Source organism: Brevundimonas lenta (assembly GCF_014196335.1).
Classification (GTDB): domain Bacteria; phylum Pseudomonadota; class Alphaproteobacteria; order Caulobacterales; family Caulobacteraceae; genus Brevundimonas; species Brevundimonas lenta.
On record NZ_JACIDM010000001.1, the window covers coordinates 1,264,338 to 1,278,223 of the forward strand.

Below are 13,886 nucleotides of genomic sequence, written 5' to 3' on the forward strand. Positions count from 1 at the left end.
GGCCCGCTGTGGAAGCGCCTGCTCTGGTTCGCGGGCCTGGCCGTCGCCGCCTCGGCGCTCACCGCGGTGGTCGCTTATACGCTCAGGGCCTTGCCGTTCGCGGGCTGAGGGACGAAGCTTCGCCTCATGAAAACCGTCGCCCTGACTACAGTCGCTTTCCTGATCGCAGGTTCCGCCGTCGCCCAGACGACGCCGCCTCCGGCGCGCACCACGCCGCCGCCCGCCGCCCAGGAGCCCGCCAGCGACCTGACGCGCGACCTGAACAGCGGACCGCCGCGCCCGGCCCAGTATCTCGCCCCGCCGCCCGCGCCCGCTGCGACCCAGCCGCCCGCTGCATCATCGGCCGCCCCGGCCGCCGCGCCCCGCACCTCCGCCGCCCCGCCGCCGGCCGCCTCCACGCAGCGTCCGGCCGCCGGAGCCGCCGCGCCCTCGACCGCGCGTCCCTCGACCTCGGCCCCGCCGCCCGCCGCCACCCCGCAGCGTCCGGCCGCGGGAGCCGCCGCGCCGTCGACCGCGCGCCCCTCGACCTCGCCGCCCATCGGCGCCAGTACGCCGCGATCCACGCCGCCCGCGCCGTCGACTCCGCCGCCGCCCGTGCCGCTCCCCAGCAGCCCGACCCCGGCGACCGGCGCACGCGCCACGGCTCCGGGCGCCTCGACGCCTCGTCCGCCCGTCGCCGCACCTTCCACGGCTGCGCCTTCGTCGGCGTCAGGCGCTACGGCGACCCGTCCGCCGGCCGCCGCGCCCTCGACCGCCGCGCCGTCCAGAACCGGTCCGGCCGCCGCCGCGCCTGCGCCCACGGGCCCCGCGCCCATCGCGCCGATCGGCGCCTCGCCCATCCCGGCGCCCCGGCCCGCGCCGGGAACCACGTCTCCGCCGCCCGCCGCGCCGCCGCCTGTGCGCCGCGAGACGCCGGCTCCGGCCGCAGGGACGACCGCCGCGCCGGCCACGCCCGCGACCGCTGCGCCTCCGCCGCCCTCAGCCACGACCACGACGGTGCTGGACGCCGCCGCGCGGGCCCAGCTGCCCTTCACGGTCGACCTGCCCAGCGGCTTCGAGATCGTCACCGGCCGCCCCGGCCCGGACTTCCGGATCTATACGATCCGCCGCGACGGGCGCTCGTTCGTCATGGTCTACGCCGGGCCCGCCTCGCAGTTTCCGATCTACACCGGCGAGATGATCGAGGCCGGCGGCCGCGCCAGCGTCGTCGCCACCGAGGACGGCCAGCGGCACGCGCTCGAACACCTGTTCCAGCGTCCGGACGCCCCGCGCGAAATCCACATCTGGACCATGACGCTGGACGGCGCCGACCGGGCGCTCGCCGAGCGCATCGCCCAGTCGGTCGACATCCGCTAGCGGATCAGCCCTCGGACCAGACGGCCAGCTCGTTCCCGGCCGGGTCGCGGAAATGGAACCGCCGCCCGCCGGGGAAGTCGAAGATCGGCTTTACGATCGCGCCGCCCGCCGCCTCGACCTTCGCCACCATGGCCTCCAGGTCGTGGGCGTAGAGCACGGGCAGGGGCGTGCGCGTGGCGTCCGCCTGGGCGTCGAAGCCGCCGTCCAGCCCCTGATCGAAGGCGGCGTACTCCGGCCCATAGTCCTGGAAGGTCCAGCCGAACGCCGCGCCGTAGAAGGCCTTGCTGGCGGCCAGATCCCCGCCGGGAAGCTCCAGATAATCCAGTTTTCCGTCGTCACGCATTGCTGATGCTCCCTTGGCTGTTCCCACCATATCGGGGCTTGCCAGTCCGGGCGAGTTGCGCAAACCTGCTAACGGTTCGCAATTGCAGGAGTCGGCCATGATCGTGCTGACCACAGGCCCCGCATCCCTGGCACGCCTCATGCGGCGGGACGAACCTTCGCAACATCCCGTCAGTAGACAGACCGTATCGCAGGTCAGGGACCTCCAGGCCCGCCCCGCCGCCAACGACTCCCGGCCCGCAAACTGACGGCTGCCTACGGCCGGGTGATCCACCCGTGCCGCGCGGCCCAGGCCAGGGCCAGCTCCGGCCACACGGCTGCGGGCTTGCCGGCGATCAGGCGGATGCCGAAGCCGTGCCCGCCCTCCTGGAAGAGATGCGCCTCCGTCGGTACGCCGGCCGCCTTCAGCGCCGTCAGCAGCTGCAGGCTGTTCTCCACCGGCACCGCCGCGTCATCCATGGCGTGCAGCAGGAACACCAGCGGCCGGCCCGCCCAGTCCATCCGCTCCAGCGAATAGCGCGCGATCATCTCAGCCGACGGCGTCTCGCCCAGCATCTCCTTGCGCGACCCCGCATGCACGTGTGGATCCGCCATGGTCGCCACCGGATACATCAGGAACGACAGGTCCGGCCGGAACGAGCCTGAGTCCGCCGCATCGACCGGCGTATAGGTCGCGTCCGTCCGCGCCGTCAGCATCCCCGCCAGGTGTCCGCCGGCCGAGGCCCCCAGCACCGCCACCCGCGCCGGATCGGGCGCCTGGGCCCGCACCAGCCGCAGCGCCCGCTGCGCGTCCTGCAGCGGCGCATCCGGCCCGGCCGCCCAGCCGTCGCCCGGCAGGCGATAGCGCAGCACGAAACAGGTCACTCCCGCCGCCGCGAACACCCGCGCGACGTCCAGGCCCTCCTTGTCCACCACCGCCCATCTGTAGCCGCCGCCCGGGATCAGCAGCAGCGACGCCCCGTTCGGCCGCTCGGGCCGCATCACCGTCAGGATCGGATCGGTCGTGTACTGGGCGAAGCGGTCGTGGAAGGCGGGATCGGTCGAGCACTCGACCACCTTCGGCGTCACCGTCACCCGCTCGCCGCCGGGCGCCCCGGCCGGCCACAGCCGGATCGTCTCCGCCGGATCGGCCGGTGCGACTTGCGACACCGGTGTCATCGCCAGCGCCGGAAGCGGCGTCGTGACGGCTGCGGCGAGGCCCAGCGCGCCTCTGCGGTTCAGGATCATGGAAGGCCCTCCTGCGAGGAAGGCTAGCCGCTTGACAATCGCACGGAAAATAACCAAACAGTTATACAACACTGAGGTTATCGACCATGCCCGCCGCCGCCCTCAAACTGGACGAGACCTTCGCCGCCCTGGCCGACCCGACCCGGCGCGCCATCCTGCGCCGCCTGGCCCAGGGCGAGGCTTCGGTCAGCGAACTGGCGGCGCCCTTCGACATGAGCCAGCCCGCCATCTCCAAACATCTGAAGGTGCTGGAGCGCGCAGGCCTGATCTCGACCGGCCAGGACGCCCAGCGGCGCCCGCGCAAGCTGGAACCGGAGGCTCTCGTGATCGCCAACGACTTTCTGATCGAACTGCGCACCCTGTTCGAGGCCCGCTACGCCGCGCTCGACGCGGTGCTGGAAGAGCTCAAGACGACCGGGGCCAAGGCCCCCGGCGCGTGATGGAGAGGAGACGACCGATGCCCGAACCGCTGAAGATGACCACGTCCGGCGACCGCGAGGTCGTGATCGAGCGCCGCTTCGACGCCAGCCGCGCCCAGGTCTGGCGGGCGATCAGCGAGGCCGAACTGATGCAGCGCTGGATGCTGGGCCCGCCCGGCTGGTCGATGCCGGTGTGCACGGTCGACCTGCGCGTCGGCGGCCGGCTGCGGTACGAATGGGCCCATGAGGACGGCCGCGTCATGGGCCTGACCAGCGTGTTCAAGGAGCTGGTCCCCGACGAGCGCATGGTCGCCACCGAGCTGTTCGACGAGGACTGGACCGGCGGCGAGACCCTGGTCACCCAGACCCTGCACGACGTCGACGGCGGCACGCTGCTGCGGACGCACATCCTCTATGCGTCGCAGGAAGCCCGCGACGGCGCGGTCAAGGTGTCGGGCATGAGCAGCGGCATGGAAGCCGGCTACGCTCGCCTGGATCAGATGTTTGCAGAGGGCGCGGTAGCGGCCTGAGCGGGCGGGTCAGGCCAGCTCCACCGCCATCGCCACGGCTTCGCCGCCGCCGATGCACAGGCTGGCCACGCCCTTCTTGCCGCCGCGCGCTTCCAGCGCCGCCAGCAGGGTGGTCAGGACCCGCGCGCCCGAGGCGCCGATCGGGTGACCCAGGGCCGTCGCGCCGCCGTTGACGTTCAGCTTCGCCCGGTCGATGCCCAGCTCCTGCATGGCGATCATGGCGACGACGGCGAAGGCCTCGTTGACCTCCCACAGGTCGACGTCCTCGACCGACCAGCCGGCCTTGGCCAGGGCCTTCTTCATCGCCGGCACCGGGGCGGTGGTGAACAGGCCCGGCTCGTGGGCGTGGGCGGCGTGGCTGACCACGCGGGCGACGATCGGCAGGCCCATGGCCTTGGCCACGCTCTCGCGCGTCATCACCAGGGCGGCGGCGCCGTCCGAGATCGAGCTGGCGTTGGCGGCCGTGATCGTCCCGTCCTTCGAGAAGGCGGGCTTCAGGGTCGGGATCTTTTCCGGCATAGCCTTGCCGGGTTGCTCGTCCTGGCTGACCGTCTCGACGCCCTTGCGGGTGGTCACCTCGACCGGGACGATCTCCCTGACGAAGGCGCCGCTCTCGATCGCCTTGCGGGCCCGGTTCAGGCTCTCGATGGCGTATTCGTCCTGCTGCTCGCGGGTGAACTGGTAGGTCCCGGCCGAGTCCTCGGCGAATGCGCCCATCAGCTTGCCGGGCGTGTAGGCGTCCTCCAGCCCGTCCAGGTACATGCTGTCCGAGATCACGTCGTGGCCGATCCGGGCCCCGCCGCGGTGCTTGTTCATCAGGTACGGCGCGCCGGTCATCGACTCCATGCCGCCCGCGACGATGATGTCGGCGGTGCCCGCGACCAGGGCGTCGTGCGCCATCATGGCCGCCTGCAGGCCCGAGCCGCACATCTTGTTCACGGTCGTCGCCTCGACGTGTTTGCCGAGGCCGGCGCCGATGGCCGCCTGACGGGCCGGAGCCTGGCCCAGGCCGGCGGGCAGGACGCAGCCCATGTAGATCTGTTCGACCTTCTCGGGAGCGACGCCGGCGCGCTCGACGGCGGCCTTCACCGCCGTGGCGCCCAGTTCAGTGGCCTTCACGCCCGACAGGGCGCCCTGGAAGCCGCCCATGGGCGTGCGGGCGAAGGAGCAGATGACGACGGGATCGGACATGGAGAGACAATCCAGAAAGAAAACGTTCGGCCGCTAGATCGTCCCTTTCACAGTCCCGCGCAAGACCGCATGCCGCACTGCACAATCAGTCTGCGGCGGGAAGCCAGTCCGGCCGCCGCACCCGCACAGAACGCCCGTCGACGGTCAGATCGCCCTCCAGCCGGTCAAGCCGCACCAGCGCCATGGCTGCGCCGTCGCGGCCTGTCAGCACCTCGCCCGCACGCAGTTCGCCGTTCAGCACCTCGGCCCCGAACGGCGGCGGAGCGCCTTCGAATTCCAGCGGCAGCATGCGATTCTTGATCGAACCCCGGCGCTTCATCCGCGACGTCGTCTCCTGGCCGATGAAACAGCCCTTGGCGAAGTCGATGCCATTCAGCAGGTCGAAATCGGCCTCGATCGGATAGGTCTTGTCCGACGGCGCGTCGGCCGCGGGATCGGGCACGCCGACGGCCAGCCGGTGCGCCTGCCAGTCGTCCTCGTCCGCATTGGTCTCGACCGCCCCGCCATAGCGTCGCCTGCCCAGAACGGGCGTCCGCGGATCGGGCGCGAAGCCTTCGGCCGGTCCGTCCCAGCACACGAACACGGCAGCGTCGTCGGCCTCGACCGTCACCTGCGCCCGCAGCCGGTACATCGAGAGCCGCTGCATCAGCGCGTCGCGCCGGTCCGCCGCCACATCCAGCAGCACGCCGTCCGCCTCGCCCTGGAAGAACAGGTCGAACAGCAGCCGCCCCGGCGGCGACAGCAGCGCCCCGAACCGTAGCTCGCCCTCCGCCAGCGTCTCGACGTCCTGGGTCAGAAGATTGTGCAGGAACGGCCGGGCGTCGGGCCCGGCGACCCGGATCAGGGCGCGGGAGGGCAGGCGGGCGATGCGGGTGGTCATGGCGCCTACATAGGGTGCGTTCCCGCGAACGGCCAAGGCGGGCTCTCGCCGCCCTACATCTCGCTGAACACGCTCTCGCACTGATCGCGCGCGGACCATCGTCCACCGGCGTCGAGACAGTCGTACATGGCGAGGAAGGTTCTCGCCGACCAGCCGGCGCACAGGGCGAGCCCAATGACCAGCACCCAGATCACGACACCGCGGCCCTTCATCTCATCTCTCGGCTGATGCTTCATCCCGCATGGGATGTGCGCCGGCGCGGCCGTCAGGTCTCGTGGAGTTGCAGAGGGAAAGCGGTGCAGAGCCGGTGCATGCCCGCCGGGTCAGGGCTCCGGCGGCGTGAACGGATGTTCCTCGACCGCATACCGCGCGGTGATCCCGTCCGACTGCCAGTCGTGCTGCTCGAGCCGGTCGAGCGACTGGATCACCCGCCGGGCGAAGTCCTCGGGATCACCGGCCTCCACCGCCGGCCGCAGCCATTCCGTCACCACCGCCCTCGCCGGATAGGTCCCGACCGGACCGGGCACGCTCAGCGCCACCTCGATCCCCTCGGCCAGCCAGCCGGCCACGACCCCGAACAGCTCCAGCGAGGCCAGGAAGTCGCTGCGCCGGACCACGAACAGGGTGATCACCCCGTCCTCGATCCCGTCGGGACGCACCACGATCCTGCACCGGTCCGGCCGCCAGTCGTCCGACAGCTCGACCACGCGCCACAGACAGAACCAGGTCCGGCACGTCTGCGGCCGGATCGCGTGCACCCCGCACCCCGCGCCGTCGACGCAATAGGCGCATAGCTGGCCGGTCGGCTTGGCCAGCTCCGGCAGGTTCAGCGGGATCACCCGGCAGCACTCGACGCAGCCGCCGCATTCGCGACCGGGCAGGAGGGGGAGGGACATCCGGGACCCCTCCAGGAAACCGCATCGAACGTCAACGTGTCGCGGAAGCGAGACCGTCCACAACCTGGTTGCGAAAACCCGCCTCCACCGGGGTTGCGCCCCTTCACCCGCCGAGAATCCGTATACGGTTCGTCCCATGGCGGGACCTTTCCCCATTCTGTACCTCGCCGAGGCGGACGCCGAGGACGCGCTGCTGTCGTCGGGCGTGCTCGCCTACCTGGTCGAGGCCATGCCCCAGGCGTCCTTCACGGTCGTCGGCTCGCCCGTGACCGCGCCCCTGTTCGCCGACACGCCCCGTCTGGATCGCCTGATCGTCCTCGACCGCGAGGGCCGGCTGGAATGGCTGGGCCTGTGGAACCAGGTCCGGGCGATCAAATGGGGCCTGGTCGTCGACATGCGCGGCACCACCTTCTCCGGCAAGCTCAGCCGCCAGAAGCGCGCCATCCGCTCGAAGGACGAGGCCGGGGTCCACAAGGTCGAGCTGGCCGCCCGCGTCCTGCAGCTGGACGAGGTCCCGCCGCCGCGCATCTTCGTGTCCGACATGACCGTCTCCCGCGCCGAGGCCCTGCTGCCTCCGGGCGAAGGCCCCATCCTCGCGGTCGCTCCCGGCGCCGACTGGATGGGCAAGGAGTGGCCCGCCGAGCGCTACGCCAAGATCGCCTCCACCCTGACCGCCGCCGATGGTCCGCTGGCCGGCGGTCGCGTCGTCGTCATCGGCGAGGACGCCGACCGTGACGCCGCCCACACCATCCGCCTCGCCCTGCCGCGCAACCGCACCGTCGAACTGCAGGGCAAGCTGACGAAGCTGCAGGCCGCCGCCCTGCTCAGCCATGCCAGCCTGTACCTGGGCGGGGACTCGGTCTGGACCCACCTGGCGACGGCCGTGGGGACGCCCGTCGTGGCCGCCTTCGGCCCGTCCGACGACACTGTCCGCGGCCCCTGGAACGGCATCGCCGTGCGCGGCCCCCGCTCGGTCGAGGAGTTCCGCAAGATCGACCCCGGCCTCAACCAGGCCATCCAGCACATGAACGAGGTCTCGGCGGACCGCATGCTGAAGGCGGCCCTCAAGCTGCTGGCTGAACGGGCCTGATCTACGTCCGCAACTGACGTACCGGCGTGGCAGGATGCGTCCTGTCGACGGGCGGCGGTGAGACTCGAGACTCGTGAGACTGTTTTTTTGCTCTCCGATCCTGTCAGCGGCCAGCTTTCGGACTATTCAGACGCCCCATGACCCAGTCTTCCGTGCACCAGACCTTTGACCTGATTGTCCGTGGCGGCGAGGTGGCCAACCACGCCGGACGCGGCCTCGCCGACGTCGGCATCATCGACGGCAAGATCGCCTTCATCGGCGATCTGTCGCGCCACAGCGCTGGCGAAAGCTTCGACGCCACGGGCCTGACTGTGCTGCCGGGCGTCATCGACACCCAGGTCCACTTCCGTGAGCCGGGTCTCGAGTGGAAGGAAGATCTGGAGACCGGATCCCGCGCCGCCGCCCTGGGCGGGGTCACCGCCGTGTTCGAAATGCCGAACACCGAGCCCAACACCACCGACCCCGACACGCTCGCCGACAAGCTGGAGCGCGCCCGCGACCGCATGTGGACCGACCACGCCTTCTACATCGGCGGCACCCACGAGAACGCGAAATACCTGGCCGAGCTGGAGCGCCTGCCGGGCTGCTGCGGCGTGAAGGTCTTCATGGGCGCCTCGACCGGCACCCTGCTGGTCGCCGACGACGACGGCGTGCGCGAAGTGCTGCGTCATGTGAAGCGCCGCGCCACCTTCCACTCGGAAGACGAATACCGCCTCGTCGAGCGCCGCCCGCTCGCCCGCACCGGAGACTGGACCAGCCACCCGGAGGTCCGCGATCCCGAGAGCGCCATCATGTCGACCCGCCGCCTGGTCCGCCTGGCGCGCGAGACCGGCGCCCGCATCCACGTCCTGCACGTCACCACGGCGGATGAGATCGATTTCCTCGCCCACCACAAGGACGTCGCAACCGTCGAGGTCACGCCCCAGCACCTGACCCTGGACGGCGACGAGGCCTACGAGCGGCTCAAGGGCCTTGCCCAGATGAACCCGCCGATCCGCAACGCGCCGCACATCGCCGGCCTGTGGCGCGGCATCGAACAGGGCATCGCCGACGTCCTCGGCTCCGACCACGCCCCGCATACGCTGGAAGAGAAGGCGCGGCCCTATCCGGCCTCGCCCTCGGGCATGCCGGGCGTCCAGACCCTGGTGCCGGTCATGCTGACCCACGTCGCCAACGGCCGCCTGACGCTGGACCGCTTCATCGACCTGGCCTCGCACGGCGCCAACCGCGTCTTCGGCATCGCCGGCAAGGGCCGCATGGCCGAGGGCTACGACGGCGACCTGACCATCGTCGACCTGAAGAAGAAGCACGTGCTCAGGCACGCGGACATGGCCACCCGCTCGGGCTGGACCCCGTTCGACGGCTTCGAGGCCACCGGCAAGGCCATGGCCACCATCGTCCGCGGCCGCATCGTCATGCGCGACGGCGAACTCCAGGGCACGGCCCACGGCCGCCCGGTGCGCTTCCAGGAGACGCTGGTCTAGCGCGCCTGCAGAATGAACCCGGCCACGTCGTCGACGACGCCGGGGGCCAGCGGCAGGGTCGGATCGGCATAGGTGGCCGCGTTGGCCGTCCGGTCCGCCGGCGCGATCTTCAGCAGGTGGTTCACGCCGTCCCAGATCACCAGTTTCGCGTTCGGCTGGGCCGCCGCCAGGGCTTCGGCGTCCGCGACGCTGGTCTGGATGTCGGTCGAGCCCTGACCGATGAACACCGGCCCCCGCCAGCCCCGGATCGCCGCCGCCGGATCCAGCGGCAGCCACGAAATCAGGTAGGGCTGCACCGACGGTCGGAACAGCGACTCCAGCCCCGCCGGGGACGTGGTGGGCCGCCCGGCCGACAGCTCGGCCAACGCCGTCAGCGCCTGTTCCCGCAGGGCCTCCGGCATCGGCGCCGCCTCCAGCTGCAGCCGCAGCCCCGCGCTGGCCGGCTGGCCCAGACCCGACAGCAGGATCAGGCCGCAGATGCCGTCTCTGCGTGTCTCCGCCGCCTTCACCGCGATCTGTGCGCCTTCCGAATGCCCGATCAGCCAGACGCAGTCCTGACCCGTCCGGGCGGCCGTCGCGCCCGCCCATGCCCGGGCGTCGTTCACATAGGTGTCGAAGCGCAGGTCCTCCTCGCGGACCGCCGCGCCGGCGCTCTCCCCGACCCCCCGTTTGTCGTACCGCACCGTCGCGACGCCATGCGCGGCCAGACCCTCGGCCAGCAGGCGATAGCTGTTGCTGCTCAGGCCCAGCGCCGCGGCGTTGCCGTTGCGGTCGGTCGGCCCGGAGCCGGCGATGATGACGGCGACCGCCCGCGTCTCGCCCTCGGGCGCCAGCAGCGTTCCGTGCAGGCCGGCGGGTTCCGACGGCACCGTCACCGGCGTTTCGATCGGGCCGGCCAGGGCGGCGGCGAGGATCAGGCTCAGCATGTCGGACTCCGGGTTAGAAGGGTTGGCGGTCAGGGTCGGTGCGCCACACGCGCCAGCTCTCGACCGCCGCCCACAGCACGGCGATCAGCAGGCCCACGCACAGGGCGATGATGCCCGCCGGTTGCGGCGCCACGGCCGAGGCGGCCAGGCCGAACAGACCCAGCACGAACATCAGCCGCCCCGCCAGCCGGTTGCTGCGGTCCCAGGCCAGACGGCTCTTGTAGGCCCAGGGCGTGCGCACGCCGACGAATGGATTGGGCGCCACCCGGCCCAGGAAGGCGCCGCTCGCCAGCAGGACGACGCTCAGGCCCGCCATCGGCAGCCCGCCGGCGATGGAGGTTGCGCCGCTCAGGCTGGCCCCGCCGGCGAACAGGACGACCCCCAGCAGGGCCATCAGCGCAACCAGTTGGGCCATCCGCAGTCCGCGACGGCGCGACGGGTCCTCGGTCTGGCCCGCCGCCAGGCCGATGCCGCCCGCGACGAGGGTGATCAACACGCCCAGGCCGGTGATCAGGCCGCCGACCTCGGCGCGGCCGCCCCACCGGTCCGCCTGGCCGTCGAGGCCGTAGTGGACCGGCATCAGCTCGATCGGCCCGGCCACGATCACGGCGACCCCGGCGGCGACGACCATCAGGCCGACCGCGATGGTGGCGATGTCGGCGGCGGCGATGCGGTTGCGGCTCATGATCGATCCTCCCTGTCGTCCTCGCGTTGTCCCGTCCCGGTCATGGCCATCAGGAAGGCGAGCGCTTCCTCGACGGCCGAAATCTCCAGCCGGTAGCGGATCGAGGCGCCGTCCCGCTCGGGCGAGACGAGGCCGGCCTCCTTGAGTGCGTTCAGATGGCCGGTGATGGTCGGCCAGCTCATGTCGAAGGCCGCGGCGATATCGCCGGACGCCATCGGGCCCTTGCGCAGCATCTCGATGATGCGACGCCGGACCGGGTGCGACAGGGCCTTGAACAGTGCGTTCATAGGCAAAAGACTAATTAGGAATATTCCTAAATTCAAGCCCCGACATCAGTCCCGGCTGTTCATCGGCTCGTCAGATCAGATGGAGAAGCTGACCCCGCAGCCGCAGCTGGAGGCGGCGTTCGGGTTGCGCACGACGAACTGGGCCCCTGCCAGATCATCGACGAACGCGATCTCGGAGCCCTTGAGGAAGGGCAGGGAGATGGAGTCGACCACCGCCGCCTGACCATCGGCCTCGATGCGGATGTCGTCGGCGTCGCCCGCCTCGATCAGCTCGAACCGGTACTGGAAGCCTGAACAGCCGCCGCCGTCGACCGCGACACGCAGCAGGACGGGCCGTCCTTCGGCCTCGCCCAGCTTCGCCAGGCGGCGCGCGGCGCTTTCGGACAGGGTCAGGCCATGGCCGCCGGTGGGGGCGGAAACCTGGAAGGCGGGGGCGGATTGGACGGTGCTCACGTGGGTCTATATGAGGCGCAGGCGGGCGTTCGCAAAGGCCCGCGGCCAAAGCAGAGCCGCCGACGTTGATCCCTGACCACGCGCCCTATGCGGAATATCCCGAGCACAGCCGGGGACGGCTGGTTCCTGAGCCGATCAGCCGCACGCGCAATGCCTTCGCCCGCGACCGCGACCGGATCATCCACGCGACCGCTTTCCGGCGCCTGAAGGAGAAGACCCAGGTCTTCGTGGCGCACGAGGGCGACCATTATCGCACCCGCCTGACCCATTCGCTGGAAGTGGCCCAGATCGCCCGCTCGCTGGCCCACGCCCTGCGCCTCGACACCGACCTGGCCGAGACCGTCGCCCTGGCCCACGACCTCGGCCACCCGCCCTTCGGCCACGCCGGCGAGGACGAACTGCAGGTGCAGATGAAGCCTTGGGGCGGCTTCGACCACAACGTCCAGACCTTTCGCGTCGTCACCAAGCTTGAGGAGCGCTATCCCCAGTTCGACGGCCTGAATCTGAGCTGGGAGACCGTCGAGGGTGTGGTCAAGCACAACGGCCCGGTCAATCACCGCCTCGACGAACCCGCCTGGAAGGCCATCGCCGACTACGCCCCCGGCTGGGACCTGCGCCTCGGCACCTTCGCCTCGCTGGAAGCCCAGGCGGCCGCCATCGCCGACGACATCGCCTACAACAATCACGACGTGGACGACGGCGTACAGGCCGGGCTGTTCACCCTCGACGATCTCGCCGATGTGCCCCTGATCGGCCCCGTCCTGCACGGCGTGCGCAAGGACTGGCCGGACGTCAACGACCGCATGATCCGCATCGAGGCGGTTCGCCGAATGATCGGGGCCATGATCGAGGACGTGCTGGCCGAGACCGAAATGCGTCTGGACGCCGACAACATCCGCTCCACCGAAGACGTGCGCATGGGCAAGCGGACACTGGTGGCCTTCTCCCATGGCATGCTCGCCGACCTCGGCGTGCTGCGGAAATTCCTCTTCGAGCGGATGTACCGGCACTACCGGGTCAATCGCACCCGCAGCCAGGCGCGGCGCATCCTCGCCGAGATGTTCCAGTTGTTCATGGCCGAGCCGGAGACCATGCCCCCCGAATGGTCGGGCAAGGCGCGCACCGGCGACGACGCCAAACGGGCCCGGGCGGTGTGCGACTACATCGCCGGCATGACCGACCGCTACGCCATCGAGGAACACAAGAAACTGTTCAGCCTCGACCTCGCTCTCGATCTGTGATTCGAAAGGCCGGCAGGGCGGGTTAGAGTGAACGTCCGCGCGTCGATTCGCGCGCGGACCCAAAAAGGCCGGCCATGTCCCACGAAGATCCCTATCGCCCGAACCATGGCCGTGACCGCGGCGCCTATACGCCGCCGACCGATGACGACCTGCCGTTCGATCGCGGCGGCTACGACGCGCGGCGCGGGGCCGGTGGCGGCGGTGGCGGCGGCAAGGCCCCGCCGCTGACCCTGATCATCTCGGCCGTGGTCCTGATCCTGCTGATCGTCGCCGTGGTGGTCTACTACCGCGCCGGTCCGCGCACCTCGAACGATGCACCGCCCGCCGTCGGCACGCCCGTGGGCCAGATGAAGGCCCAGGCCCCCATCGACGCCCAGCCGGTCGATCCGGAAGCCGGCATCGACGTCTATTCCGATGTCGAGGCCCCCACGACGGCCCCGACCTTCACCCCGCCGCCGGAAGCCGTCCAGCCGCGTCCGCTGCCGCAGCCCGTCGACGCCGCGCCTCTGCCGGCTCCGGTCGCGCCGCCGGCGACCCGCCCCGCGCCGCCCCCGGCCGCGACGGTGCCGCCGCCCGCCAAGGTCGAGCCGCGCCCGGCCGCGCCCGCCGGCGGAAACGCCGGCGTCCAGATCGGCGCCTTCTCGACCCCGGCCCTGGCCGAGCGCGAGTACAACGCCACGGTCGGCCGCTATCCGCAGTTCACCGCCGGCGCCAGCCGTCGGGTGCAGGAAGTCACCGCCGCCAACGGCTCCACGGTCTACCGCACCACCGTCTCGGGCCTCAGCCGCGAACAGGCGACCGGCCTGTGCAGCGCCATCAAGGCGTCCGGCGGCGACTGCATCGTCCGCTGAGGCAGCGCTGACGGTCCCGATGACTCTC

18 protein-coding genes are annotated in these 13,886 nt (G+C 71.1%); 7 read left to right on the forward strand and 11 right to left on the reverse strand.

What is annotated here, in order from left to right; translation table 11 throughout:
* Window positions 1–74: 74 nt before the first annotated feature.
* Window positions 75–1,034, reverse strand: coding sequence for a hypothetical protein (locus GGR12_RS06220; protein WP_183203474.1), 960 nt, complete (start codon window positions 1,032–1,034; stop codon window positions 75–77).
* Here GGR12_RS06220 and GGR12_RS06225 point away from each other — a divergent pair.
* Window positions 997–1,356, forward strand: a complete 360-nt coding sequence (locus tag GGR12_RS06225) for a hypothetical protein (RefSeq protein ID WP_183203475.1) — start codon at window positions 997–999, stop codon at window positions 1,354–1,356. The genes GGR12_RS06220 and GGR12_RS06225 overlap by 38 nt on opposite strands.
* Before the next feature lie 4 nt (window positions 1,357–1,360).
* On the opposite strand, the gene GGR12_RS06230 is transcribed toward GGR12_RS06225, so the two are convergent.
* Together GGR12_RS06230 and GGR12_RS06235 are read right to left on the reverse strand one after the other, a co-directional pair.
* Window positions 1,361–1,699: a VOC family protein gene (locus GGR12_RS06230; protein ID WP_183203476.1), complete on the reverse strand. Its 339-nt coding sequence runs from the start codon at window positions 1,697–1,699 to the stop codon at window positions 1,361–1,363.
* A 254-nt stretch (window positions 1,700–1,953) separates the two neighbouring features.
* Entirely contained in the window at window positions 1,954–2,925 is a 972-nt protein-coding gene (locus GGR12_RS06235) for an alpha/beta hydrolase (protein ID WP_183203477.1), read from the reverse strand.
* An 86-nt stretch (window positions 2,926–3,011) separates the two neighbouring features.
* Here GGR12_RS06235 and GGR12_RS06240 point away from each other — a divergent pair, with 86 nt between their 5' ends.
* Window positions 3,012–3,365 (forward strand): ArsR/SmtB family transcription factor, encoded by a 354-nt coding sequence (locus GGR12_RS06240; RefSeq protein WP_183203478.1) that lies wholly within the window; start codon window positions 3,012–3,014, stop codon window positions 3,363–3,365.
* A gap of 17 nt (window positions 3,366–3,382) precedes the next feature.
* Entirely contained in the window at window positions 3,383–3,874 is a 492-nt protein-coding gene (locus tag GGR12_RS06245; RefSeq protein WP_183203479.1) for an SRPBCC family protein, read from the forward strand.
* A gap of 9 nt (window positions 3,875–3,883) precedes the next feature.
* Here the strand turns inward: GGR12_RS06245 and GGR12_RS06250 are convergent, their stop codons facing one another.
* The 4 genes from GGR12_RS06250 to GGR12_RS06265 all read right to left on the reverse strand — a co-directional run bounded on the left by GGR12_RS06250 (window position 3,884) and on the right by GGR12_RS06265 (window position 6,841).
* Window positions 3,884–5,065, reverse strand: a complete 1,182-nt coding sequence (locus GGR12_RS06250) for a thiolase family protein (RefSeq protein ID WP_183203480.1) — start codon at window positions 5,063–5,065, stop codon at window positions 3,884–3,886.
* An 85-nt stretch (window positions 5,066–5,150) separates the two neighbouring features.
* Window positions 5,151–5,945: a CAF17-like 4Fe-4S cluster assembly/insertion protein YgfZ gene (gene ygfZ / locus GGR12_RS06255; protein WP_183203481.1), complete on the reverse strand. Its 795-nt coding sequence runs from the start codon at window positions 5,943–5,945 to the stop codon at window positions 5,151–5,153.
* A 53-nt stretch (window positions 5,946–5,998) separates the two neighbouring features.
* Window positions 5,999–6,157, reverse strand: coding sequence for a hypothetical protein (locus GGR12_RS06260; RefSeq protein WP_183203482.1), 159 nt, complete (start codon window positions 6,155–6,157; stop codon window positions 5,999–6,001).
* A 111-nt stretch (window positions 6,158–6,268) separates the two neighbouring features.
* A complete protein-coding gene (locus tag GGR12_RS06265) occupies window positions 6,269–6,841 on the reverse strand; it encodes a hypothetical protein (RefSeq protein WP_183203483.1) in 573 nt (190 codons plus the stop codon).
* A 136-nt stretch (window positions 6,842–6,977) separates the two neighbouring features.
* Between GGR12_RS06265 and GGR12_RS06270 the strand changes: the two genes are divergently transcribed.
* Both GGR12_RS06270 and GGR12_RS06275 read left to right on the forward strand, forming a co-directional pair.
* The gene (locus GGR12_RS06270; RefSeq protein ID WP_183203484.1) at window positions 6,978–7,931 is read left to right on the forward strand and encodes a glycosyltransferase family 9 protein; all 954 of its coding nucleotides are present in this window, start codon (window positions 6,978–6,980) and stop codon (window positions 7,929–7,931) included.
* Between the two features lie 152 nt (window positions 7,932–8,083).
* On the forward strand, window positions 8,084–9,415 hold the full coding sequence (locus tag GGR12_RS06275; RefSeq protein ID WP_183203801.1) for a dihydroorotase: 1,332 nt from the start codon (window positions 8,084–8,086) through the stop codon (window positions 9,413–9,415).
* Here the strand turns inward: GGR12_RS06275 and GGR12_RS06280 are convergent.
* The 4 genes from GGR12_RS06280 to erpA form a co-directional block, all read right to left on the reverse strand.
* Entirely contained in the window at window positions 9,412–10,341 is a 930-nt protein-coding gene (locus GGR12_RS06280; protein ID WP_183203485.1) for an alpha/beta hydrolase, read from the reverse strand. The two genes, GGR12_RS06275 and GGR12_RS06280, sit on opposite strands and share 4 nt — an antisense overlap.
* Before the next feature lie 13 nt (window positions 10,342–10,354).
* A complete protein-coding gene (locus GGR12_RS06285; protein ID WP_183203486.1) occupies window positions 10,355–11,026 on the reverse strand; it encodes an SdpI family protein in 672 nt (223 codons plus the stop codon).
* Entirely contained in the window at window positions 11,023–11,313 is a 291-nt protein-coding gene (locus GGR12_RS06290; RefSeq protein ID WP_183203487.1) for a metalloregulator ArsR/SmtB family transcription factor, read from the reverse strand. Before GGR12_RS06290 ends, GGR12_RS06285 begins: the two co-directional genes overlap by 4 nt.
* Window positions 11,314–11,388: 75 nt before the next feature.
* On the reverse strand, window positions 11,389–11,766 hold the full coding sequence (gene erpA / locus GGR12_RS06295) for an iron-sulfur cluster insertion protein ErpA (protein ID WP_183203488.1): 378 nt from the start codon (window positions 11,764–11,766) through the stop codon (window positions 11,389–11,391).
* A 65-nt stretch (window positions 11,767–11,831) separates the two neighbouring features.
* On the opposite strand from erpA, the gene GGR12_RS06300 reads away from it, so the two are divergent.
* Window positions 11,832–13,007 (forward strand): deoxyguanosinetriphosphate triphosphohydrolase, encoded by a 1,176-nt coding sequence (locus tag GGR12_RS06300; RefSeq protein ID WP_183203489.1) that lies wholly within the window; start codon window positions 11,832–11,834, stop codon window positions 13,005–13,007.
* Between the two features lie 74 nt (window positions 13,008–13,081).
* A complete protein-coding gene (locus GGR12_RS06305) occupies window positions 13,082–13,858 on the forward strand; it encodes an SPOR domain-containing protein (RefSeq protein WP_183203490.1) in 777 nt (258 codons plus the stop codon).
* The last annotated feature ends 28 nt before the right edge of the window (window positions 13,859–13,886 follow it).

Coding starts and splice junctions, on each gene's coding strand:
- GGR12_RS06265 (WP_183203483.1), bottom strand. CDS start 6,841: ATGTCCCTCCCCCTCCTGCCCGGTCGCGAATGCGGCGGCTGCGTCGAG.
- GGR12_RS06250 (WP_183203480.1), bottom strand. CDS start 5,065: ATGTCCGATCCCGTCGTCATCTGCTCCTTCGCCCGCACGCCCATGGGC.
- GGR12_RS06230 (WP_183203476.1), bottom strand. CDS start 1,699: ATGCGTGACGACGGAAAACTGGATTATCTGGAGCTTCCCGGCGGGGAT.
- GGR12_RS06290 (WP_183203487.1), bottom strand. CDS start 11,313: ATGAACGCACTGTTCAAGGCCCTGTCGCACCCGGTCCGGCGTCGCATC.
- GGR12_RS06280 (WP_183203485.1), bottom strand. CDS start 10,341: ATGCTGAGCCTGATCCTCGCCGCCGCCCTGGCCGGCCCGATCGAAACG.
- GGR12_RS06305 (WP_183203490.1), top strand. CDS start 13,082: ATGTCCCACGAAGATCCCTATCGCCCGAACCATGGCCGTGACCGCGGC.
- GGR12_RS06270 (WP_183203484.1), top strand. CDS start 6,978: ATGGCGGGACCTTTCCCCATTCTGTACCTCGCCGAGGCGGACGCCGAG.
- GGR12_RS06245 (WP_183203479.1), top strand. CDS start 3,383: ATGCCCGAACCGCTGAAGATGACCACGTCCGGCGACCGCGAGGTCGTG.
- GGR12_RS06235 (WP_183203477.1), bottom strand. CDS start 2,925: ATGATCCTGAACCGCAGAGGCGCGCTGGGCCTCGCCGCAGCCGTCACG.
- GGR12_RS06260 (WP_183203482.1), bottom strand. CDS start 6,157: ATGAAGGGCCGCGGTGTCGTGATCTGGGTGCTGGTCATTGGGCTCGCC.
- GGR12_RS06240 (WP_183203478.1), top strand. CDS start 3,012: ATGCCCGCCGCCGCCCTCAAACTGGACGAGACCTTCGCCGCCCTGGCC.
- GGR12_RS06285 (WP_183203486.1), bottom strand. CDS start 11,026: ATGAGCCGCAACCGCATCGCCGCCGCCGACATCGCCACCATCGCGGTC.
- ygfZ (WP_183203481.1), bottom strand. CDS start 5,945: ATGACCACCCGCATCGCCCGCCTGCCCTCCCGCGCCCTGATCCGGGTC.